21 protein-coding genes are annotated in these 21,947 nt (G+C 54.0%); 20 read left to right on the top strand and 1 reads right to left on the bottom strand.

The window, feature by feature from the left end:
- Window positions 1–16: 16 nt before the first annotated feature.
- Window positions 17–1,174, top strand: a complete 1,158-nt coding sequence (locus tag MHI42_RS19765) for an acyltransferase (RefSeq protein ID WP_342420456.1) — start codon at window positions 17–19, stop codon at window positions 1,172–1,174.
- Window positions 1,175–1,292: 118 nt separating this feature from the next.
- On the opposite strand, the gene gntK is transcribed toward MHI42_RS19765, so the two are convergent.
- On the bottom strand, window positions 1,293–2,837 hold the full coding sequence (gntK, locus tag MHI42_RS19760) for a gluconokinase (protein WP_342420455.1): 1,545 nt from the start codon (window positions 2,835–2,837) through the stop codon (window positions 1,293–1,295).
- Window positions 2,838–3,173: 336 nt separating this feature from the next.
- On the opposite strand from gntK, the gene MHI42_RS19755 reads away from it, so the two are divergent.
- The 19 genes from MHI42_RS19755 (at window position 3,174) to whiA (ending at window position 21,856) form a co-directional block, all read left to right on the top strand.
- Entirely contained in the window at window positions 3,174–4,391 is a 1,218-nt protein-coding gene (locus MHI42_RS19755) for an ATP phosphoribosyltransferase regulatory subunit (RefSeq protein WP_342420454.1), read from the top strand.
- Between the two features lie 117 nt (window positions 4,392–4,508).
- Window positions 4,509–5,153, top strand: a complete 645-nt coding sequence (hisG, locus tag MHI42_RS19750) for an ATP phosphoribosyltransferase (protein ID WP_039302355.1) — start codon at window positions 4,509–4,511, stop codon at window positions 5,151–5,153.
- A 145-nt stretch (window positions 5,154–5,298) separates the two neighbouring features.
- On the top strand, window positions 5,299–6,609 hold the full coding sequence (gene hisD / locus MHI42_RS19745; RefSeq protein WP_342420453.1) for a histidinol dehydrogenase: 1,311 nt from the start codon (window positions 5,299–5,301) through the stop codon (window positions 6,607–6,609).
- The gene (hisB, locus tag MHI42_RS19740; protein WP_039302361.1) at window positions 6,596–7,207 is read left to right on the top strand and encodes an imidazoleglycerol-phosphate dehydratase HisB; all 612 of its coding nucleotides are present in this window, start codon (window positions 6,596–6,598) and stop codon (window positions 7,205–7,207) included. Before hisD ends, hisB begins: the two co-directional genes overlap by 14 nt.
- Before the next feature lies 1 nt (window position 7,208).
- The gene (gene hisH / locus MHI42_RS19735; protein WP_342420452.1) at window positions 7,209–7,835 is read left to right on the top strand and encodes an imidazole glycerol phosphate synthase subunit HisH; all 627 of its coding nucleotides are present in this window, start codon (window positions 7,209–7,211) and stop codon (window positions 7,833–7,835) included.
- 49 nt (window positions 7,836–7,884) lie between these two features.
- The gene (gene hisA, locus MHI42_RS19730; protein WP_342420451.1) at window positions 7,885–8,622 is read left to right on the top strand and encodes a 1-(5-phosphoribosyl)-5-[(5-phosphoribosylamino)methylideneamino]imidazole-4-carboxamide isomerase; all 738 of its coding nucleotides are present in this window, start codon (window positions 7,885–7,887) and stop codon (window positions 8,620–8,622) included.
- A 52-nt stretch (window positions 8,623–8,674) separates the two neighbouring features.
- Window positions 8,675–9,433 carry an imidazole glycerol phosphate synthase subunit HisF gene (gene hisF, locus MHI42_RS19725; RefSeq protein ID WP_039302370.1) on the top strand — a complete coding sequence of 253 codons (759 nt, stop codon included), beginning with the start codon at window positions 8,675–8,677 and terminating at the stop codon, window positions 9,431–9,433.
- Entirely contained in the window at window positions 9,430–10,146 is a 717-nt protein-coding gene (gene hisIE / locus MHI42_RS19720; RefSeq protein WP_342420450.1) for a bifunctional phosphoribosyl-AMP cyclohydrolase/phosphoribosyl-ATP diphosphatase HisIE, read from the top strand. The genes hisF and hisIE overlap by 4 nt, the downstream gene beginning before the upstream one ends.
- 14 nt (window positions 10,147–10,160) lie before the next feature.
- Entirely contained in the window at window positions 10,161–10,982 is an 822-nt protein-coding gene (gene hisJ / locus MHI42_RS19715) for a histidinol-phosphatase HisJ (protein ID WP_076243416.1), read from the top strand.
- A gap of 126 nt (window positions 10,983–11,108) precedes the next feature.
- Window positions 11,109–12,056 (top strand): ribose-phosphate pyrophosphokinase, encoded by a 948-nt coding sequence (locus tag MHI42_RS19710; RefSeq protein ID WP_039302378.1) that lies wholly within the window; start codon window positions 11,109–11,111, stop codon window positions 12,054–12,056.
- A gap of 245 nt (window positions 12,057–12,301) precedes the next feature.
- Window positions 12,302–14,050, top strand: coding sequence for a tetratricopeptide repeat protein (locus MHI42_RS19705; protein WP_342420449.1), 1,749 nt, complete (start codon window positions 12,302–12,304; stop codon window positions 14,048–14,050).
- A 145-nt stretch (window positions 14,051–14,195) separates the two neighbouring features.
- The gene (gene trxB, locus MHI42_RS19700) at window positions 14,196–15,149 is read left to right on the top strand and encodes a thioredoxin-disulfide reductase (RefSeq protein ID WP_171720824.1); all 954 of its coding nucleotides are present in this window, start codon (window positions 14,196–14,198) and stop codon (window positions 15,147–15,149) included.
- 156 nt (window positions 15,150–15,305) lie between these two features.
- A complete protein-coding gene (locus MHI42_RS19695) occupies window positions 15,306–16,103 on the top strand; it encodes a class I SAM-dependent methyltransferase (protein ID WP_342420448.1) in 798 nt (265 codons plus the stop codon).
- Window positions 16,104–16,270: 167 nt separating this feature from the next.
- The gene (locus MHI42_RS19690) at window positions 16,271–16,498 is read left to right on the top strand and encodes a DUF1858 domain-containing protein (protein ID WP_042231578.1); all 228 of its coding nucleotides are present in this window, start codon (window positions 16,271–16,273) and stop codon (window positions 16,496–16,498) included.
- A 14-nt stretch (window positions 16,499–16,512) separates the two neighbouring features.
- The gene (locus tag MHI42_RS19685) at window positions 16,513–17,772 is read left to right on the top strand and encodes a DUF438 domain-containing protein (RefSeq protein WP_342420447.1); all 1,260 of its coding nucleotides are present in this window, start codon (window positions 16,513–16,515) and stop codon (window positions 17,770–17,772) included.
- Window positions 17,773–18,011: 239 nt separating this feature from the next.
- On the top strand, window positions 18,012–18,962 hold the full coding sequence (locus MHI42_RS19680; protein WP_039302392.1) for an ROK family glucokinase: 951 nt from the start codon (window positions 18,012–18,014) through the stop codon (window positions 18,960–18,962).
- A gap of 46 nt (window positions 18,963–19,008) precedes the next feature.
- Window positions 19,009–19,908, top strand: a complete 900-nt coding sequence (rapZ, locus tag MHI42_RS19675) for an RNase adapter RapZ (protein ID WP_342420446.1) — start codon at window positions 19,009–19,011, stop codon at window positions 19,906–19,908.
- Window positions 19,909–19,965: 57 nt separating this feature from the next.
- Window positions 19,966–20,907 (top strand): YvcK family protein, encoded by a 942-nt coding sequence (locus MHI42_RS19670; protein WP_042140618.1) that lies wholly within the window; start codon window positions 19,966–19,968, stop codon window positions 20,905–20,907.
- Between the two features lie 19 nt (window positions 20,908–20,926).
- Window positions 20,927–21,856, top strand: a complete 930-nt coding sequence (whiA, locus tag MHI42_RS19665) for a DNA-binding protein WhiA (protein WP_039302402.1) — start codon at window positions 20,927–20,929, stop codon at window positions 21,854–21,856.
- Window positions 21,857–21,947: the final 91 nt, after the last annotated feature.

Below are 21,947 nucleotides of genomic sequence, written 5' to 3'. Positions count from 1 at the left end.
GGCAGGAGGAAAGATAATGGCTCAAAAGGAAAGAATACCGCAGCTTGATGTATTCCGGGCGATAGCGATTATTGCGGTCATAGCGATTCACGCCACTTCGCGGACACTGGCGGAAACACTGGATACCTCTTTGTTTCATCCGTTTCTGTTCATAAACAAGTTCAGCCAGTTCGCTGTACCTTCGTTTGTATTCCTAAGCGGGTTCGTCCTGTTCTACAATTATATTGACCGTCCGCTTGGCGGGAAGACACTCGCGAAATTCTATAGCCGAAGGCTGATTTATATTATTGTGCCTTATCTTGTTTTTTCGGTGCTGTACTTTATATTGAAAATGACTGCCGGGCATACATGGGGCATGCCTCTTAATGAGCAGGCGGCCAAATTCGGCAAATATCTGTGGACCGGTACGGCGTATACCCATCTGTACTATATTATTATCATTATTCAGTTCTATGTGCTGTTCCCGCTCATGCTCTGGTGTCTGCAGAAGGTCCGCCGTCTGGCGGCGTGGGCACCGCTCATCGGACTTGCCTTACAGTGGGGATTCGTACTGCTGAACAAATATATGGCTAATCACGGATACTGGCAGCTGTCCAAGGGCAGTCTTGCAATTACGTACTTCTCTTATTTCCTGCTCGGTGCAGCGATTGCGGTATATTACAGCTCTTTGAAAAAGTGGCTGATTCCTACCCGCGAAGGGTGGCGCTCCGGTAAGGGTGCAAGCTGGATTGTGCTGTGGTTCTTATGGGCCGCTGCAGGAATCGTTCATGTGGAGCTGTGGTTCAACAATTATACGAAGAAGACGGTCATCAACAGTCTATGGTATGAAGGCTTCTCCAATCTTCATGCGCTGCTCTCTTGTCTTGTGCTGTTCCAGCTGTCCTTCCTGTTGTACGGAGCGGGGCGCAGCCTGCTGGCAAGATTGCTGATCTCTGCCGGCGCCTGCTCCTTCGGGATATATCTGCTGCATCCGGCGCTGCTCTTCTTCTATAGAAAGCTGCCGCTGCACGGCGGATCGCTTGCCTACACGGCTGCCATTGCCGGGGGCTGGCTGGTGGCCTTCGCCGGCTCCTGGCTGGTCGTCGCCCTCGTCTTCCGTTATGTGAAGCCGGCCTGGGTACTGTTTGGTTCTGCGCCGCAGAAGGTTAAGCGGGCGCCTAAAGCAACAGTGTAGCTGGGTGCCTTGAAATGCAGTAATGAAGGGGACTTCAAATCCAGAATGATAAAAGCGCCAACTGGCCGCAGATGCGGGCCAGTTGGCGCTTTTATTCATATATTGGCAGGATTGCAGACTACTCTCCGGCCTGTTCGCGCTGGAAATCGGCAATCGCCCGATATTGGCCTTCGAGGCTGCGGTATACGGAGATATAGATGGGCAGCAGCTGCTTATAGACTTTGGCATGTGCCTGGACGGGTTCATGGCGGTGGGTCGAGCCAATCATGCCGAATACGGAATCGAAGGAATCGATCCGGCCGATGGCGTACAGCCCGAGGACAACGGCGCCAAGACAGGAACTCTCGAAGCTCTCAGGGACTACCACCTCCTGATCAAATATGTCCGCCATCATCTGCCGCCATAGAGCGGAGCGGGCGAAGCCGCCGGTAGCCAGGATTCTGCCCGGCTGGCCGATAATTTCCTCCATAGCGAGCAGGACGGTATACATATTGAAGATGACACCCTCCAGCACAGAGCGGATCATATGCTCTTTGCGGTGATTCATGCTCAGTCCGAAGAAGGAGCCGCGCGCATCGGGGTTCCACAGCGGGGCACGCTCACCGGTCAGATAGGGATGAAAGAGCAGGCCATTGCTGCCTGGCGGTACCTGCTCGGCGATCCGGGTCAGGACCTCATAAGGATCAATACCGAGGCGCTTCGCGGTCTCTACCTCAGAGGCGGCGAACTCATCACGCACCCAGCGGAACAGCATGCCGCCATTATTCACGGGGCCGCCAATAACCCAGTGCTTGTCCGTTAGTGCATAGCAGAAGGTCCGCCCTTTCGGGTCGGTCAGCGGCCGGTCGACCACGGTGCGGATGGCACCGCTGGTTCCTATAGTCGCGGCAATAACCCCCGGCTCTATGGCACCGACCCCCAGATTGGACAGGACACCGTCACTGGCGCCTACGACAAACGGTGTGGCGGCCAGAAGTCCAAGCTCTTCCGGAAGCCCCGGAAGCAGCCCCTGCAGGATCTGCGTGGTGGGCACCGGTCTTGATAGACGTTCTGGAGTAATTCCGGCGATACGGAGCGCCTCAGCGTCCCAGTCAAGCTTCTCCAGATTGAACATACCTGTAGAAGAGGCAATGGAGTGATCAATTACATATTTGCCGAACAGCTTGAAGAAGATATATTCTTTAATGGAGATGAATTTATGGGTCTGGCTGAACAGCTCCGGATGCTCCTCACCGAGCCACATCAGCTTGGTAATTGGAGACATCGGATGGACAGGTGTTCCTGTCCGCATATACAGCTCATGCCCGTTCAGTTCATTCTTCAGCCGCCGGGCAGCTGCACTGCTCCGGTTATCGGCCCAGGTGATGCAGGCGGTAAGCGGTTTGCCGGAAGAATCTACAGCAATCACGCTGTGCATGGCCGAGCTGAAGGAGACAAGCAGAACCTGTCCAGGAGGGACGTGGCTGTCCTGCATGACTGAAGAGATAGTGTGCAGGACAGCCTGCAGAATCTGACCAGGGTCCTGTTCTGCTACAGAAGGGGAAGGCTGATGCAGCGGATAGCCCTGGTTGCTCTGTGTGACGATTGTTCCGTTCTCCTCGAAGAGGACAGCCTTGGTGCTGGTGGTTCCAATATCAACGCCGATCATATAGGATGTACTCAAGCCGTCAGTCCTTCTTTCTGCTCTGAAATAGATACCGGGAATACTTAATGCAGGAAATAAAGTACAATTATATTATATATTTCGTATGAAACATTCTGAAGTTCATGTTCTACAGCTTATTATATTCGCAGGTAATCACGGTGGCAAAGAGAGGATGGATAGGCGCTGCTTAACATATAGTCCAAGCTTCCGAAACTGGCGGGTATAGAAGGAGATTGTTGACGCAAAAGGATAGTCCGTGATACGATATTACCACTGCTTTAGTTTACTACCACTTTACCATATTAAAGCGATTTAAGATGCTTCTTATGATATCTGATGAGGTGAAAAGTGAAGATGTCCAAACCAAAGGGATTCGAAAAGCCTGCCGGCGTACGGGATTATCTCCCGCGTGCGGTAACGAAGCTGCGCAAGATTGAGAACGATGTGCTGCACTGCATGAGCCGCTGGGGCTACCGCCAGATGATTACTCCCACCCTTGAATATTACGATACGGTCGGTGTGGCCAGTTCCACGTCAGACCAGAAGTTGTATAAATTACTGAATAACCGCGGTCAGGCACTCGTGCTGCGTTCAGAAATGACAGCGCCCGTTGCCCGCGTAGTCTCCTCCTTATTGAAGGACGAACCGCTGCCGCTGCGCCTGTCCTATCATGCCAATGTCTTCCGTGCTATCGAAGAGGAGGCCGGCCGGGAAGCGGAATTCTTCCAGACCGGAGTGGAGCTTGTCGGAGATGATTCACCAGAGGCGGATGCTGAGGTCGTTGCACTGGCAATTGCCTCGCTGGAGGCCGCGGGAGTGAAATCTTTTAAAATTGCGATAGGGCATGTAGGCTTCCTCGACGGTCTGTTCCAGGAAGCGGTATCCGGCCTCCCGCAGGCCCAGGAAGAGCTGAAGAGTCATCTGCTGGGCCGTGATTATGTCGCTTTCCGGGAGACGCTGCGCCGCCTGGAACTGCCGGAAGCCCAGAAGAAGGAACTGGACGGACTGCTGCGGCTGCGGGGAGGCAAGGAAATCTGCGGACAGGCGCTGGAGCTCAGCAGCCATCCGCTGGCACGCGCTTCCATTGAGCATTTATGCAAGGTATGGGAGGTGCTTGTCGCATACGGCGTCTCTCAGCATGTGCTGATTGATCTGACGATGATCGGTGATTTCTCCTATTATACGGGCATGACGTTTGAAGGTTATGCTTCGGAGCTGGGCTTCCCGGTGTGCAGCGGCGGAAGGTACGACAATCTGCTTCAGCAGTTTGGACGCCCGATTCCGTCGACAGGCTTCTCACTGAAGACCAACCGCATTCTGGATGGTGTATCCGGAGTGACCGAAGAGGAAGAACTGCCGGTACTGGTCCAGTACGATGCCCTGCGGCGTCAGGAAGGTCTTGCTGAGGCGGCCCGGCTGCGGAATGATGGCCACGCTGTGGTAACCCGGCTGGCGGCAGGCCCGGAAGAGCTGAAGGTTGTGAAGCGCCTGGATACGGATACCGTAGAGGCAGAGGGTGAACGTTACGGAGAGATTTATACGTTTGTGTCTTTTATCAGCGAGCATGGCTGATCTCATAAATGTGGAATGAAGCAATAGGTGACAATAAGTGAAATGAAGGAATATGTGAACCCAAGTAATCCCTGCAAGTATATAGGGTAGCGGAAATTGAAACGGAGGCGGGTATGAATGGCACAGATTCTTAAGGTAGCCATGCCGAAAGGCCGGATTTACAACAAAGCGGCAGAGCTGTTCCGCAAGGCTGGACTGCCGATTCCTCCGGACGGGGAAGAATCACGCAAGCTGGTGATTTCACTGCCGGAAGCCGGAATGGAGTTTATTCTTGCCAAGCCGGTAGATGTGCCTACATATGTAGAGTATGGTGTAGCGGATATCGGTATTGTCGGCAAAGATGTACTGCTGGAAGAAAACCGTGATGTGTACGAGCTGCTTGATCTGGGAATCGCCCGCTGCCGGATGTCGATTATCGGACTCCCGAACTGGCAGCCGGGCATCCAGCAGCGGGTAGCGACCAAATATCCGAACGTGGCCTCACGGTACTTCCGTGAGCAGGGCCAGCAGGTCGAGGTTGTGAAGCTGAACGGCTCGATTGAGCTGGCGCCGCTGATTGGACTGGCTGACCGGATCGTGGATATGGTGGAGACCGGCCAGACCCTGAAGGATAACGGGCTGGTGGAAATGACCAGTATCTTCGAAATTACCAGCCGCCTGGTGGCCAACCGGGTAAGCTACCGGATGAAGAATGAGGAAATCCAGCAGCTGTGTGACCGCCTGCAGGCCGTGATTGCAGGCCCGGAGCTGCAGATTAAATAAGCTATACAGATTGAACTTTAAAAGATGAAAAAAGGATAGAAGTGATGAAGGAGAAGTTTAGAACTGTAGGAGCGGAAGTCCAAACATTATCCGTAGTTACGGCTGAGCCTAGCTAGTAAATAGAAAGTTCAGGGGGGAAGCAGCGGTGAAGGTCCAGTCCAGTAAGGAGTTTAAGCTGCAGCGTGAAGTGGAATACGGCACGCCGGAGCAGAACAAGGCGGTACGTGAAATCGTGGCCGGTATCAAACAGGAAGGTGATGCGGCATTGCTCCGGTATACGGAGCGCTTCGACGGCGCAGTGCTGACGCCTGCGCAGCTGCGGGTAACGCAGGAGGAGCTAGAGGCCGCCTATGGCCGGGTAGAGGAGTCCTTCGTGACGGCAATCCGGGCGGCAGCTGTCAATATCCGTGCGTTCCATGCGCGGCAGAAGCGCAATTCCTGGATGGATCTGCAGCCGGACGGCACGATCCTCGGACAGATCATCCGCCCGCTGAAGCGGGTGGGCGTCTATGTTCCCGGGGGCAAAGCAGCGTATCCGTCCTCGGTGCTGATGAACGTTATTCCGGCACAGATCGCCGGCGTGCCGGAGATCGTGATGGTTACACCGCCTTCGACGGGCGGCTTCGAAGGCATCGATCCCTATATTCTCGTTGCCGCCGCTGAAGCGGGCGTAAACGAGATATACCGCGTAGGCGGCGCGCAGGCGATCGCCGCCCTGGCCTTCGGCACGGAATCGATCGTGCCGGTCGATAAGATCTGCGGGCCAGGGAACATCTACGTGGCCCTGGCCAAACGCGAGGTCTACGGCGCTGTCGATATCGACAGCATCGCCGGACCGAGCGAGATCGTCGTGCTCGCCGACGATACCGCCGAGGCCGCCTACGTCGCGGCCGACCTGCTCTCGCAGGCCGAGCACGACGAGATGGCCTCAGCGATCCTTGTGACGCCGTCGCAGCGTCTCGCGGAGGCTGTTGCTTCCGAAGTAGAACGGCAGCTGCAGACGTTGCCGCGCGAAGCTATCGCGCGGGCCTCGGTAGAGAACTACGGCGCGATTATCGTCGTGGAATCGCTCGAGGAGGGCATCTCCATTGTGAACCGGCTGGCGCCGGAGCATCTGGAGATTGTAGTGGCGGACCCGATGGCATTGACCGGCGCGATTGAGAACGCCGGGGCAATCTTCCTGGGTCCGTACAGCTCGGAGCCGGTCGGCGATTACTTCGCCGGACCGAACCATATTATACCGACCAACGGCACAGCAAGGTTCTCCTCGCCTGTGGACGTGGATGATTTCATTAAGAAATCCAGCCTGATCTATTACAGCAAGGAAGCACTGCTGCGGGACGGGGCGGCGATTATGGAGCTCGCCCGGCGTGAGGGCCTGGAAGGCCATGCCCGCGCAATAGAAATCCGGCTGGAGAACGAAGCGAAAGGTGGAGACGGAAATGGAGAACAATAATAATGAAGTGGCGCTGCGCAAGGCCGGACTTAGCCGTACAACCAACGAAACGGACATCGCGTTGACCTTTGCTGTGGACGGCAGCGGAGTTTCCGAGCTGGAGACCGATGTGCCTTTTCTGAATCATATGCTGGATCTATTCACCAAGCATGGACAGTTTGATCTGAGCGTACAGGCGCGGGGCGACATCGATATCGATGACCACCACACGGTTGAGGATATCGGTATCTGTCTGGGACAGGCGCTGCGGGAAGCGCTTGGCGACAAAAAAGGCATCAAGCGTTACGCGAGTGTCTTCGTCCCGATGGATGAGGCACTGGCTCAGGTAGTGATTGATATCAGCAACCGGCCGCATTTTGAATACCGGGCTACGTATCCATCGCAGCAGGTAGGCAGCTTCTCTACGGAGCTGGTTCACGAATTCCTCTGGAAATTTGCGCTGGAAGCGAGAATTACGCTGCATGTCATTGTACATTACGGCTCCAATACCCATCACATGATTGAAGCGGTCTTCAAGGCACTGGGACGGGCGCTGGATGAAGCGACACAAGTGGACCCCCGGGTGAAGGGTGTGCCTTCGACGAAGGGAGTGCTGTAGCATGACCGTTGCAATCGTCGATTACGGCATGGGCAACCTGCACAGTGTCAGCAAGGCGGTGGAACGCCTGGGGTATACGAGTCTGGTCACAGCAGATGCCGGTGAGATTCTGGCGGCAGACAGCGTGATCCTGCCGGGTGTCGGTGCATTCGGCGATGCGATGGAGCATCTGCGGGCGAGCGGAATGGATGTTGTAGTTAAGGCTGTAGCTGAAGCGGGACAGCCGCTGCTGGGTATATGCCTTGGTATGCAGCTGCTGTTCAGCAGCAGCGAGGAGCATGGCGAGCATAAGGGGCTGGATCTTCTGCCGGGCTCGGTGGTACGCTTCGCACCCCGTGACGGCTACAAGGTGCCGCATATGGGGTGGAACAAGCTGGGCTTCCTCCAGCCGGAGAGTCCGCTTCTGACCGGCCTTGAAGAAGGGCATGTCTACTTCGTCCATTCCTATCATGTGCTTGCAGGTAGCGACAGCGACCTGCTGGCGGTCACGGATTATGGACATCCGGTAACGGCTGTAGTCGGGCGGAACCATGTGTACGGCATGCAGTTTCACCCGGAGAAGAGCGGTGAGCTTGGCATCAAGCTGCTGGGGAATTTCCTGCGGCTTCGAAGAGAGCAGCAGGCGTGAAGCCTGAATAACTATATTTGCAAATTGTAATGAAAGCGGGGAGCGCTACATGTCTTCTTTTATCGTATATCCGGCGATTGATATCCGTGACGGCAAATGTGTCCGGTTGCAGCAGGGGGATTACAGCCAGGAAACCATTTATAACGACAGTCCGGTTCAGGTGGCCAAGTCTTGGGAAGAGCAGGGCGGACAGTTTATCCATCTGGTCGATCTGGACGGCGCTAAGGCCGGGCATCCCGTTAATGATGCCATCATCGGAGCCATTGCCAAGAATGCCAATGTTCCGGTTCAGGTCGGCGGCGGTCTCCGCACGCTTGCGGATGTGGAGAAGCTGCTGGGTCTTGGCATCAGCCGTGTCATTATTGGAACGGCGGCGATCAATGATTATGCTTTTACAGAGGCGGTTCTCGCGAAGTATGGCGATAAGGTAGCGATCGGTATTGACGCCCGTAACGGCTATGTGGCTACGCATGGGTGGCTGAATACCTCCGAGGTGCGCGCAGAGGATCTGGCCAAGGAGCTGGCAGCCAAGGGTGCAGAGACCTTCATCTACACAGATATCTCCCGTGACGGGATGATGCAGGGACCGAACGTGGAGGGTATTCTGTCCATGGCCGGGGCGAGCGGCAAAACCGTAATCGCCTCCGGCGGTGTTACCAGCCTGGACGATCTGCTGCGTCTGAGCGTACATAGCGGCAGCGGGATCGGTGGAGCGATTGTCGGCAAGGCGCTCTACACCGGCAATATTGATCTGGCTGAAGCCCTGCAGGCGCTGGGTAAGGCGTAGGGGTTACGGGCTTAGTAATTACTTTTGTTAGCCTGTGAAGGAGGGGTCTTGGATGTTAGCCAAACGGATTATCCCCTGTCTGGATGTGAAGGACGGGCGGGTGGTAAAAGGCGTTAATTTCGTAAATCTGCGCGATGCCGGAGATCCGGTGGAGCTGGCGGCTTTATATGATAGCGAAGGTGCAGATGAGCTGGTATTTCTGGATATCTCCGCTTCAGTGGAAGGGCGGGCGACTATGGTCGAGGTCGTGCGGCAGACTGCCGGGGAGATTGCTATTCCATTCACGGTGGGCGGCGGGATTTCGACACCCGAGGACATGAAGCGGATCCTGCGCGCCGGTGCGGACAAGATCGGCATTAATACGGCAGCTGTCAATAATCCGCAGCTGATTCTTGAAGGCGCCCGCCACTTCGGCTCCCAGTGCATTGTGGTGGCGATGGATGCCAAATATAATGAAGCTTGGGGCGAGTGGGAAGTGTACACTCACGGCGGACGTACGCCTACCGGTATCCGGGCGCTTACCTGGGCCAAGGAAGCTGAGCGGCTGGGAGCGGGCGAAATCCTGCTTACGAGCATGGACGCGGACGGCACGAAGGACGGCTTCGATCTGAAGCTGACGGCAGCAGTCTGCGATCTGCTGAGCATTCCCGTAATTGCTTCCGGCGGTGCGGGAAGAATTGATCATTTCTATGATGTATTTACCGCAGGCAAGGCAGATGCCGGGCTTGCGGCAACTATTTTTCACTATAAAGAGATTGCCATTCATGATTTGAAGGCTGATCTGAAGCAAAGAGGGGTAGAGATCCGATGAGCGAGGACAAGAAAGACATAGCGCAGAGCCAGCAGGAGGCATTGTCAGGCATCCGCTGGAATGAAGCCGGCCTGCTGCCGGCAGTGGTGCAGGATGCCCGTACCCTGGAAGTATTAATGTTCGCCTATATGAATCCGGAGTCACTACGGCTGTCACTCGAGAGCGGCCAGACCTGGTTCTGGAGCCGTTCGCGTAGTGAGCTCTGGCATAAGGGCGGAACCTCCGGCAATACCCAGGCCATCACCTCCATCCATTACGATTGTGACAGCGATACGCTACTGGTGAAAGTTGTGCCGGAAGGACCGGCCTGCCATACGGGTGAGAACAGCTGCTTCTTCCGCGAGATTCCCCTCGATTCACCGGCAACAGCTGAAGCAGCCGGGGGTACAGTTAACTCGGCAGCAGCAGGCCATGACCGCTTTGCTGTACTGGGTGAGCTGGAGCGCGTAATTGCCGAGCGGGAAGTGAACCGTCCGGAAGGGGCGTACACTACTTATCTGTTTGATAAGGGCGTCGACAAGATTCTCAAGAAGGTCGGCGAAGAAGCCTCCGAAACCATTATCGCCGCCAAAAATAAAGATAATGCCGAGCTTCGCCTTGAAGTCAGCGATCTGATCTATCATTTACTGGTCCTGCTGCAGGAGCGGAAGCTTCCGCTGGATGAGATTCTGGAAGAGCTGAGTGCCCGCCATGAACGGCCTCGCCGGGACTAGGAGGAAGGTTCAGCATGCGTATTGATTACCATACCCACCATGAGCGCTGCGGCCATGCCGTAGGGAAGCTTGAAGAGTATGTGCAGCGCGGCATCGCGCTCGGGCTGCAGCAGCTTGGACTGTCCGACCATCTGCCGCTTATCCATGTAGATCCGGAGCACTATTATCCCGAGATGGCTATGCCGCTTGCGGAGCTTCCGCGTTATGTGGAGGAATGTCTTACGCTGAAGGAGCGCTACCGCGGAACGATTGAGCTGCGGGTGGGGCTTGAAGCGGATTATATCGAGGGATATGAAGAGCAGATCCGCGAGCTTTTAGCACCCTATCCGTGGGACTATCTGATCGGGTCGGTGCATTTTCTCGGAGAATGGGATATTACGGACCACCGGCAGACCCATGGCTGGGAAGGCCAGGACGTGATGAGCGTCTACCGCCGATATTATGATGCAGTGCAGAAGTCGGCGTTATCGGGATTATATGATATTATAGGACATATGGATGTCATCAAAAGGTTCGGTTACGGGCCGCAGACTCCGGAAGGAAGAGCCGAGGCCAGAGCACTGGAGCTGGAGACGCTCAAGGTTATATCCGGCAGCGGAATCGCGATGGAGCTGAATGCTTCGGGACTCACTAAGCCTTGCGCCGAGATGTTCCCGGCTGAGCATGTGCTTCAGCAGGCGTATGCCCTGGGTATTCCGCTCACCGTGGGCTCAGACGCCCATGACCCTCTGAAGCTGGGAGACGGCTTACAGGAGGCGCGGGAAATGCTGTGGCGCACGGGCTTCCGTGAACTGGCTGTGTTCGAAGGACGCCGCCGCACATCCGTCCAAATATAAGAATGTATAGGCTTCGCGCTATATATTATCCTTCTATTTCTCGCTGAAACGGTACCGTCCATACAAGGATGGCAAAGCCGTTTCCACTTGCGTTCGAAGTTTAAATTATAATCCCAGGAGGGTACTATGCATCATCAATTACGTATTTTTTCCGGTTCGTCGAATCCGAAGCTGGCCGCTGATATTGCGGAGCGCCTTGGCGCACCGCTGGGCCTGATTAAGCTGACACGTTTCAAGAGCGGCGAGATTTATGTGCATTATGAAGAGAGCATCCGGAACTGCGACGTATTTTTGGTGCAATCCCTGGCTCATCCGATTAACGAGCTGTTTGTAGAATTGCTGGTCATGATCGACGCGGCCAAACGCGCATCGGCAAGAACAGTGAATATTATCGTTCCTTATTACGGGTATGCCCGGCAGGAGCGCAAATCTGCGCCGCGTGAGCCGATCTCGGCCAAAATGGTTGCCGATGTGCTGACCACTGCAGGAGCTACCCGCGTGATAACTATTGACCTGCATGCAGCGGCTATCCAGGGATTCTTCAACATTCCGGTGGATCATCTGACTGCGCTTGATCTGATCAGCGGCTATTTGAAGATCAAAGGCCTCTCCGATCTGGTAGTCGTATCACCCGATGCAGGCCGCGCCTCCATGGCAGAGAAGCTGGCCAGCCGGCTGGACTCTCCGTTTGCCATCATGATCAAGAAACGTCCGGCTCATAACGAATCGGTGATTACCCATGTCATCGGAGACGTTGAGGGAAGAACGCCGATTATTATTGAGGATCTTATTGATACGGGGACCACGATCGTCAATGTGGTAGAAGGGCTGAAGGAGCGCGGGGCCCGGAACAGCATCGTCTGTGCCACGCACGGGCTGTTCTCCGGAGATGCGCTGGAGCGGATGGATCATCCCAATATCGACGAAATTGTCGTCACGGATTCTATTGCGCTGCCGGATGAGCATTCCAGCAGATTCTCGGTGCTCTCTGTTGCACCTATGCTGGCAGAAGCCACACGTATTATCATCGAAGGCGGTTCCATAGACAAGCTATTTAGAGACGCGGGGATATAGTCCCTGCGTTTCTTTTTTACAGTTATGCTGCAGCAGCAACTTTTCAAGCGTTTACCTCCCCTTAACTCTCCTCCCAGGTTGAGAATCTCACTACCACATGTGGTATACTGTGTGAAGAAGACAGCCAAGTCCATAAATGGAAACGAAAAGAACACTTAAGACAGGGAGTATGGGTATATATTTGATGCCGCTCTCCTATTTTTCGTTAGGCTAGGGAAGCTTACAAAGGGAGGTGCCTTGCTTCCATGATTGAGAAAACTTCAGAGAATGATACGGACAGCGGTAATGTGATTCCGGTCACTCTGGATGCCAATTTTTTCTTTGAAAGAGCCGTACGGTCGCTTGACCGCTTTCAATATGATAAGGCATTAAAGAATTTTCGCAAAGCTGTTGAATATGAGCCGGATAATCCGGTGAATCATTGCAACATGGCGGGTATATTATCTGAGATGGGTAATTACACAGCATCTAATGAGATTCTGACCCATGTACTGGAGAAGATTGATCCCGCAATGACCGAATGTCATTTCTATATGGCTAATAATTACGCCAATATGGAAAGCTTTGAAGAGGCGGAGCGTTCGCTGGTCACGTATCTGGAGGAGGATGCCAGCGGCGAGTTCATGGCCGAATCCGAAGAGCTGATGGAGCTGCTGCAATATGAGCTGAACCGTCCTGCTCCGCTTGTGCGGATCCGCAGCCGTGAGGGTGTGGTCGAGCATGACCGGGCCCGCAGTCTGCTGGAGGAGGGCAAGTTTCCCCAGGCCGTAGAGCTGCTGGAAGAGATCATTGCGACCTCGCCGGACTTTCTGGCTGCGCATAATAACCTGGCCCTCGCTTATTTCTATATGGGCCGGTTTGCCAAAGCGAAGGAATGCCTGAACGAGGTGCTGAAGCAGGACCCCGGTAATCTGCATGCGCTCTGCAATATGGCGATCTTCCTGCAGTATGCAGGTGACAAGGAGCAGTTGGATTCTTTGCTGGGCATGCTTGAAGCCACTGTGCCTTTTCATCAGGAGCATGTATTCAAAATGGCCACGACGATGGGCATCCTGGGCAGACATACTGCAGCATACAGCCACTTCCGGCGTCTGCTGAAGGATGAAGAGGTCGCCGGAGACGCCGGCCTGTATCATTACTGCGCAGCAGCGGCCAGCAACAGCGGCCTCTACACTGAAGCCCTGCGCTGCTGGAGACAGGCTGCGAAGCTGGACCCTGAGTCGGCCGTGCCGGCATTCTTCCTGTCCCAGCTCCAGCAAGCCCGGGGAGAAGACAGACCTATGCCTGCTGTCAGCTATAATTACCAATTGCCTTTCCAGGAGCAGCTTAAGCAGTGGAAGGGGAATACAGGCAAGTTCACCGAAGAAGTACGGAACAATCCGCTGCTGCGCGCCTCGTTCTTCTGGGCGCTGCGCTACGGCGATTCCTCCACGAAGCTGCAGGTGACCGAAGCCCTGCGCTGGATTGAGGATGAGGAGATGTCCGAGGTACTGCGCGGAGTTCTGGAGCATCAGCCGCTCCAGGAGGACCGGCTGCAGGAGGCGGCGCTGTTCAGCCTGCAGCGGCTGATTGGAGAGAATCTGGAAGAAGCTGCAACTCCTGAGGAAGAGCCGGTGCAAGCGGCTTCCAGCCCCAAGGGCCCGGCTGAATGGAAGGAAGACTGGCAGCGGATTATCGATCATACGGTGGCCATGATGGACCGGAGATATGATGCTGCGCAGAAGAAGGATGCAGAATTTATCTGGAAGCAGTTCATCGGCAGCCTGTATCCGGATGTACCGTTATTCCGGAATGACGGCGGCTGGTGTGCGGCACTGGAGTATCTGACTGCCAGGCTGCACGGGCGTCCGGTCACCTTCCGCGAGGCGGCACAGCGTTACGGCGTCTCGGTCTCCATGGTAAGCCGTTATGCACGGCGGATCGACAGTGAATGCGATACCCAGGGCATGCTGCCGGGAACGGACGGCTTATCGCCGTCCACCACCAATATTTGAACCCTTTTTTCAAATATAAGAATCTATATGTTTCTCACGATAACTTATCCTTATATTTCTCGCTGAAACGGTACCGTCCTAATAAAAGGACGATAAAGCCGTTTCCACTTGTAAATACAAACCTACTTGTAAGGAGGCCAATGTAATGTACAAAACGATTGTAATCGGAACAGGCCCGGCCGGGCTGACTGCCGCGATTTATCTGGCGCGCGCGAACCTGAGCCCGCTCGTAATTGAAGGCTTGCAGCCGGGAGGACAGCTGACAACGACGACAGAAGTGGAGAACTTTCCAGGCTTCCCTGAAGGAATTCTGGGTCCTGATCTGATGGACAACATGCGTAAGCAGGCCGAACGCTTCGGCGCTGAATTCAAGAATGGCTGGGTGGAGTCGGTTGACTTCTCGCAGCGTCCGTTCAAGGTGACTGTAGACGGAATGGGTGTACTGGAAGCGGAGACGGTCATTATTTCGACCGGCGCCTCCGCCAGATACCTGGGTATCCCGGGTGAGCAGGAGAATGTAGGACGCGGGGTCAGCACCTGTGCGACCTGTGACGGATTCTTTTTCCGTAACAAAAAGATTGTCGTGGTCGGTGGCGGCGATTCCGCGATGGAGGAAGCCAGCTTCCTGACCCGCTTTGCTTCCAGCGTAACGCTAGTTCACCGCCGTCCGGAGCTGCGTGCTTCGAAGATCATGCAGGACCGCGCACGCGACAACAGCAAGGTGTCATGGGCACTGAACCGCACGCCGCTTGAGGTAACCGTCGGCGATACCGGAGTTAAGGGCATCACCGTCCTTAACAATGAGACGGGTCTTACCGAGCTGGTCGAAGCGGATGGTGTATTTGTCGCTATCGGACATACACCGAATACCGCTTTCTTGGGCGGTCAGATTAACACGGATGCCAATGGTTATATCGTGGTTAATCCGGGCACCACAGAGACGAATATTCCCGGCGTATTCGCTTGCGGCGACGTGCAGGATACGCGTTACCGTCAAGCGATATCGGCAGCCGGAACCGGCTGTATGGCCGCCATGGATGCCGAGAAGTTCCTGGAAGGCACCATGGTGCATGACTGGAGCGAATCGCTCGATAAATAATACGGCGCTTGCCGTAAGCCTCTAAAGTTTTTGCGTACGGGCCGGCAGCTCCAGAAATGGAACTGCCGGCTTTTTGGCGTACCCTTATTCGGCTATGTGAAACTATGCACATGAACCAGCGTAAACCACATTATCCAATACAAGGGAGTGTGTGAAATGGGGACTAAGGATTGGTTCAAAGAAAGTGAACGGTTTAATGAGGCAGCGGCATTCTATGATATGTACCGGCCGAGCTATCCCTCCGCGCTTATTGAGCGGGTAATAGGAGAAGCCTCTCTGACTACGGAGTCCAGAATTCTTGAGATTGGTGCGGGCAGCGGCAAAGCCTCCGAGTTGTTTCTGGATCGCGGGTATGAGCTGCTATGTATTGAACCGGGCCCGCAGCTGGCTGAGCTGGGCAGACAGAAGCATAAAGATAAGAAAGTACGTTTCGTAACCTCCAGGTTTGAGCACTGGTCTGGGCCTGAGACAGATTTCGACCTGATCTTCTCCGCTCAAGCCTTTCATTGGGTGCCGCAGCCGGAAGGTTATAAGAAATGCGGGCGGCTCCTGAAGCCGGGAGGGCGGCTCGCGCTCTTTTGGAATTTTTATTTGCAGGGAGACAGTGATATTGAGCAAGAGATTGCCGAGGTCTGTGCAGAGTATGAGGTATTCTGGTTTAATAAGCGGGATGTAATTGAACAGAGGGTGGAGCGGACAGTAGCAGAGTTAACCGGCAGCGGAGATTTCAGGGCACCGGTTGTCTACCGGTATCCTTGGGACAGCAGGGATGACGCGGATAGCTTCATTAATTTCCTGCGGACCTGCAACGGGTTCATCGGGCTGAAGGAAGCGGAGCAGATTGAATTAAGCGCCAGGTTACATAAGCTGATCAGCCGGAATGGCGGCACTCTGCAGCGGAATTATATATGTTCGCTTTTCATAGCTGAAGCCTTGAATTCTGTGAATTCTTAACCTACATAGCTGTCCCTATGCTGTAACAGGCGTATGGGCAGCTTTTTCCTTAAAAGCTAATATGTTGTGGGGTTATTTTATACTTAGTGACTGCAATCACAATTTACCCCCGTACCCTATGCTAAGCTGTTGCTGAGAAGGATTCTCAATTGTGAGGTGTGCAGATCTTGAGCAAAGTGTTGAAGCTAGATGAGTCTATATTGGAGCTGGTAACCAGGCACCCGGAAGCCGTAGATATTATGGCCGGTCTGGGTTTCCATGATATAACGAAGCCTGGAATGCTACAGACGGCAGGCAGGTTCATGACATTATCCAAGGGCATGAAATTAAAGAGAATAGAGCTGGAAACCGTTCGGCTGGCCTTTGAGCAGCACGGCTTCGAGATTATTGAATAGAAGGAGAGAATATAATGAGCGAACTGATTAATAACCGTGAAGTGGATGTACCGGAGCAGACGCGCCGCCAGGCTATGCTGAAGGAGATCATCAAGGAGCTGCACGCGGGTAAAAGTGTAGAGGAAGTGAAGGCGCGTTTTGCCGAAGCGGTAGGCGATGTGACCGTAGCGGAAATTTCCGCCATGGAGCATTCCCTGATGACCGAAGAGGGCATACCGGTAGAGGAAGTGCAGCGCCTATGCTCCGTCCATACGGCCATCTTCAAAGGCTCGATCGAGCAGATTCACCGTTCCTCGAAGGCCGAAGAGCAGCCGGGGCATCCTGTGCATACCTTCAAGCTGGAGAACCGTGAGATTGAGCGGCTGGTTAACTTCCGGCTGGAGCTGCACACAGATAAGTTCAAGAAGAACGCCAGCGAAGAGATCATCTTCAAGCTGCTGGAGGATCTGAGCCTACTGCTCGACCTCGACAAGCATTACAGCCGCAAGGAGAATCTGCTGTTTCCTTACTTAGAGAAGTACGGCATTTATGGTCCAACCAAGGTAATGTGGGGCGTGGATGACGGGATCCGCAATATGATTAAGGAAGCCAAGAAAGCACTCAGCGCGTATAGCGGGGAGTCTGAGCAGATTGCAGCTTCACTGGAGGAGATCATTAAAGAAGTCAACGAGATGATCTTCAAAGAAGAGAATATTCTGCTGCCGATGGCACTCGATAAGCTGACTGAAGATGAATGGGTCAAAATCGCCCGCGAAAGTGACGAAATCGGCTTCTGCCTGACCGCGCCGGAGCAGGAATGGATTCCGGAGCGTGCCGCTGAACCGGAGGGTGCCCAGAGCCAGCAAGAAGGAGAAGCTGCATCACCGCAGGGCTTCATCCGTTTTGAGACCGGGCTGCTGTCGCTTCATCAGCTCGAGACGATGATGAATCATCTGCCGGTGGATTTGACCTTTATCGATGAGAACGATGTGGTCCGCTACTTCTCGCATGGCAAGGAACGGATCTTCGCCCGGACCAAGGCGGTTATCGGCCGTACGGTGCAGAACTGTCATCCTCCGCAAAGCGTGCATGTGGTGGAGAAGCTGCTGGCAGATTTCAAGGCAGGCGTTAAGGATGCTGAGGATTTCTGGATTGCCATCAAAGATAAATTCATCTATATCCGCTACTTCGCAGTACGTGATGAGACCGGCCGCTATATGGGGACGCTGGAGTTCACACAGAATATTGCTCCGATCCGTGCCTTAGAGGGGCAAAAGCGTATTTTGTCGGAATAATGGCAGATTTACAGGGACCAGGGCAATAGAAGATTACTTTCAGACTTTCTTGCCTGCCGGGTGAGAAGGTCTTTTTGTTAGGCGGGTTGTCCGCAGACGGAGCATGTAAAAACATCCCATACCGCTTCCTGAAGAACATTGCCCCGGGTGTATCGCCTTTCCTTGACCGCAGGGGAGGCTTCTATTATAGTGGGTACGTAGGATTAACTATTTTAGCATAGAAAAAGGTGGCTTGTAACATGTCTGAAAATATCTACGTTGGCGTGGATTTAGGTGGAACCACGATTAAGGTTGGAATCTGCAATGCCGAGGGAAGCCTGCTGCACACTTACGAAGGTCCAACGGGGACCGCAGACGGCGTCGATGCCGTTATCGATAATATCGAGAAGTATGTGCGCCTGATTGTGGAGGACTCTCCGTATTCCTGGGAACAGCTTGCCGGTGTGGGAGCCGGGCTTGCCGGGTTTACGAATATTCGTGAAGGAATCATCATCCTTGCGCCTAACATAGGATTTAGAGATGTGCCGATCCGTTCCATTCTGGAAGGTCGTTTGAACAAGCCTGTCAAAATAGACAATGACGCCAATGTGGCTGCGCTGGGCGAGGCTTGGAGCGGTGCAGGACGCGGCATTGAGAATTGTGTCTGCTATACGCTGGGTACAGGGGTAGGCGGCGGAATTATTATCAATGGCAAGGTGTATCAGGGCTTTGCCGGACTGGCCGGAGAGCTTGGCCATATTACAGTAGTTCCCGATCTGGAAGCTATCCAGTGCGGCTGCGGAAACATGGGCTGTTTGGAAACCGTTTCCTCTGCGACTGGTATTATCCGTATGGCGAATGATGCAGTGGCCCGCGGGGACCGCACCACTCTGTCTACGGTGGAGAAGATTGCGGCCAAGGAAGTCTTTGACGCTGCCAAGGCAGGCGATGAAGTCGCTCTGCGTATTGTGAACCGCGCAGCATTCTACCTGGGCAAATCGATGGCTGCGGTGGCTGCGGTACTGAATCCGGAAGTGTTTATCGTAGGCGGCGGCGTATCCAAAGCCGGCGATATCCTGTTTGATGAAGTCCGCCGTGTATTCGCCAAGCTAACACCTGCACCTCTGCAGACTGGTGTTACCATCGTGCCTGCGGAGCTTGGCAATGATGCCGGTATTATTGGTGCGGCAGGTCTTTTGCTGCGTTCTTAAGGAGCAGGAATTATTCATATACTAACCTTAGGGAGGGGACGCTCTAATGACCGAATTCGAGCAAATATCGCCCGGTCGTGCCACCCTGATCATCATTACCGGCATGTCGGGAGCAGGCAAGACGATTGCAGTGCAGAGCCTGGAGGATCTCGGCTTCTTCTGCGTCGATAATCTTCCGCCAGTGCTGATCCCGAAGTTCGCCGAACTGATTGAGCAGTCCAAAGGCAAAATCGCCAAAGTGGCGCTCGTGATCGACCTCAGGGGACGGGAATTCTTCACCGCTCTGTCGGAGTCTCTGGCCTATATTAAGGACGAGTCGACCATAGGCTTTGAGATTCTTTTCCTGGATGCAACAGATTCAGTGCTTGTACAACGCTACAAAGAGAGCCGGCGTCACCACCCGCTTGCTCCCAAGGGCATGCCGCTTGACGGTATCCGGATGGAGCGCCAAATGCTGGAGGAGCTCAAGGATTCAGCTACCCTGTGTCTGGATACCAGCAGTATGAAGCCGGCACAGCTAAAAGAAAAAATTGTGTCACGGTTCTCCCATCTCGGGAAAAGCACCCTCTCCGTTAACATTACTTCGTTTGGGTTCAAGTATGGTATTCCGATTGATGCTGACCTGGTGTTCGATGTCCGCTTCCTGCCTAATCCGCATTATGTGGATCAGCTGCGGCCCAAGACAGGCCAAGACAACGATGTGTATGACTATGTAATGAAATGGCCTGAAACGCAGACGTTCCTGACCAAGCTGCTTGACATGCTTCAATTTCTTATTCCGCAATACCGCAAAGAAGGCAAATCTCAGATTATTATCGGCATCGGCTGTACAGGCGGCAAACACCGTTCCGTAGCCATTGCGGAATATCTGGGCAAAATGCTGGGGGTAAGCGAGACGGAATCGGTAGCAATCAGCCATCGGGATTCCGAACGTGATCGGCATTGACGAGAGAAGGGATGAGTAGTGACTGAAGAACAAGGGCAGCGTCCGAAGATCGTCGTCATGGGCGGCGGTACCGGGCTGTCTGTTATGCTTCGGGGATTGAAGGAGAAGCCGCTGGATATTACGGCTATCGTAACTGTGGCAGATGACGGGGGAAGCTCCGGGATTCTGCGCAGTGAGCTGCAAATGCCGCCTCCGGGGGATATCCGTAACGTCCTGACGGCTATGGCCGATGTGGAGCCTCTGATGGCGCAGATCATGCGCTACCGTTTCAGTACCGGAGAGGGCCTCGCCGGACACAGCCTGGGCAATCTGATTCTGGCAGCGCTGACAGACATCTCCGGTGATTTCGTTACGGCAGTCAGAGAGCTTAGCCGCCTTTTCGCCGTCCGCGGCCGGGTGCTGCCCGCTGCAGGCGAAGCGGTGGTACTGCACGCCGAGATGTCGGATGGTACCCTGATAACCGGCGAATCCAAAATACCGGAGGCCGGCGGTATAATCAAACGTGTATTCCTGGAGCCTGCCGATGTGGAGCCTCTGCCGGAGGCGCTGGAAGCGATCCGGAATGCGGATGCCATTCTGCTCGGTCCGGGCAGTCTGTATACAAGCATTCTGCCGAACCTGCTGGTGCCGAAGCTGGCTGAAGCCGTTGTGGCCTCGGATGCAATCAAAATATTTGTATGCAATGTAATGACCCAGCCCGGTGAAACGGATAATTATACGGTCAGTGATCATCTTCAGGCGGTGTACGATCATATCGGACTGCATCTGTTCGATTATGTAATTGTGAACGACGGAGAGATCCCGGAGCAGGTACAGATCAAATATGCCGAGAAAGGCGCACGTCCGGTGCAGCTTGACCGCGATGTCGTTGACGGCAACGGATATAAGGTGATTGCCGACAAACTGGTATTATTCAAAACCTATTTGCGGCATGATACAGATAAGCTTAGCCACCATATTTTCCAGCTGGTTCAGGATTGGATTGACAGAAAGAGTTAACATGAAAGAGGTGAGCCCCTTGTCTTTTGCGGCCCTTACCAAAAAAGAGCTGACGATGGTCGAGAGCCAGCCCTGCTGTGAGAAAGCGGAAATGTCAGCGCTGATCCGGATGAATGGTTCGGTGCAGCTTTCGAGCAAAAAGGTTGTTCTCGACATTTCGACGGAGAACGCCGCGATTGCAAGGCGGGTATATTCTTTACTTAAGAAATATTACCAGGTCCATATCGAGCTGCTCGTGCGTAAAAAAATGCGTTTGAAGAAGAATAACGTCTATATCGTAAGAATCCCAAACCGGGTTCAGGAGATCCTGAAGGATCTGCGGATTGTCTCGGAAGGCTTCATCTTCACCGATGGGATCGATGATGAAATCGTCGGCAAGAACTGCTGCAAGCGTGCTTACTTGCGCGGGGCCTTCATGGCTGGCGGCTCGGTGAATAATCCGGAGGGTTCCTCGTACCACCTGGAAATTGCTTCGATGTATGAGGAGCACTGCAAGGCGCTCGTTGAGCTGGCTGGTGAATTCCACCTGAATGCCCGCTGCATAGAACGCAAGAAAGGCTTCATCCTATACATCAAGGAAGGCGAGAAGATTATTGAATTCTTAAGTTTGATCGGAGCCCATCAGGCCCTGTTCAAATTCGAGGATGTACGGATCATGCGCGATATGCGCAACTCCGTTAACCGGATCGTCAACTGCGAAACGGCCAATCTTAACAAAACGATCAGCGCCGCGGTACGCCAGATTGAGAATATCAAGCTGCTGCAGCGTGAGGTGGGACTGGAAAGCTTGCCGGATAAGCTGCGCGAGGTTGCGGAAATCAGACTTGCACACCCGGATATCAACCTGAAGGAAGTTGGCGATATGCTGGGCGGCACCGTCAGTAAATCAGGCGTAAACCACCGTTTACGCAAAATTGATGAGCTGGCTGACAAGGTGCGGGGCAGTTGATTATTTTTTTTCTAGTGCGGTAGAGGTTATAATGATATAATATTATAAAATTAATGTGAAATTTTTGGGCAGATCTCAAATAGGGGGTAAG

Source organism: Paenibacillus sp. FSL E2-0178 (genome assembly GCF_038593005.1).
In the GTDB taxonomy this organism is placed as follows: domain Bacteria; phylum Bacillota; class Bacilli; order Paenibacillales; family Paenibacillaceae; genus Paenibacillus_AQ; species Paenibacillus_AQ phytohabitans.
Note: the sequence above shows the minus strand (reverse complement) of the source record. Positions and strands in the feature narration are given on the sequence as shown.

What these genes read in the sequence shown, in the direction of transcription:
- hisH (WP_342420452.1), top strand. Translation starts at nt 7,209, where the DNA reads ATGACCGTTGCAATCGTCGATTACGGCATGGGCAACCTGCACAGTGTC.
- hisA (WP_342420451.1), top strand. Translation starts at nt 7,885, where the DNA reads ATGTCTTCTTTTATCGTATATCCGGCGATTGATATCCGTGACGGCAAA.
- MHI42_RS19695 (WP_342420448.1), top strand. Translation starts at nt 15,306, where the DNA reads ATGGGGACTAAGGATTGGTTCAAAGAAAGTGAACGGTTTAATGAGGCA.
- MHI42_RS19755 (WP_342420454.1), top strand. Translation starts at nt 3,174, where the DNA reads ATGTCCAAACCAAAGGGATTCGAAAAGCCTGCCGGCGTACGGGATTAT.
- rapZ (WP_342420446.1), top strand. Translation starts at nt 19,009, where the DNA reads ATGACCGAATTCGAGCAAATATCGCCCGGTCGTGCCACCCTGATCATC.
- MHI42_RS19765 (WP_342420456.1), top strand. Translation starts at nt 17, where the DNA reads ATGGCTCAAAAGGAAAGAATACCGCAGCTTGATGTATTCCGGGCGATA.
- MHI42_RS19670 (WP_042140618.1), top strand. Translation starts at nt 19,966, where the DNA reads ATGGGCGGCGGTACCGGGCTGTCTGTTATGCTTCGGGGATTGAAGGAG.
- MHI42_RS19685 (WP_342420447.1), top strand. Translation starts at nt 16,513, where the DNA reads ATGAGCGAACTGATTAATAACCGTGAAGTGGATGTACCGGAGCAGACG.
- MHI42_RS19680 (WP_039302392.1), top strand. Translation starts at nt 18,012, where the DNA reads ATGTCTGAAAATATCTACGTTGGCGTGGATTTAGGTGGAACCACGATT.
- hisF (WP_039302370.1), top strand. Translation starts at nt 8,675, where the DNA reads ATGTTAGCCAAACGGATTATCCCCTGTCTGGATGTGAAGGACGGGCGG.
- trxB (WP_171720824.1), top strand. Translation starts at nt 14,196, where the DNA reads ATGTACAAAACGATTGTAATCGGAACAGGCCCGGCCGGGCTGACTGCC.
- MHI42_RS19705 (WP_342420449.1), top strand. Translation starts at nt 12,302, where the DNA reads ATGATTGAGAAAACTTCAGAGAATGATACGGACAGCGGTAATGTGATT.
- hisB (WP_039302361.1), top strand. Translation starts at nt 6,596, where the DNA reads ATGGAGAACAATAATAATGAAGTGGCGCTGCGCAAGGCCGGACTTAGC.
- MHI42_RS19710 (WP_039302378.1), top strand. Translation starts at nt 11,109, where the DNA reads ATGCATCATCAATTACGTATTTTTTCCGGTTCGTCGAATCCGAAGCTG.
- hisIE (WP_342420450.1), top strand. Translation starts at nt 9,430, where the DNA reads ATGAGCGAGGACAAGAAAGACATAGCGCAGAGCCAGCAGGAGGCATTG.
- hisG (WP_039302355.1), top strand. Translation starts at nt 4,509, where the DNA reads ATGGCACAGATTCTTAAGGTAGCCATGCCGAAAGGCCGGATTTACAAC.
- hisJ (WP_076243416.1), top strand. Translation starts at nt 10,161, where the DNA reads ATGCGTATTGATTACCATACCCACCATGAGCGCTGCGGCCATGCCGTA.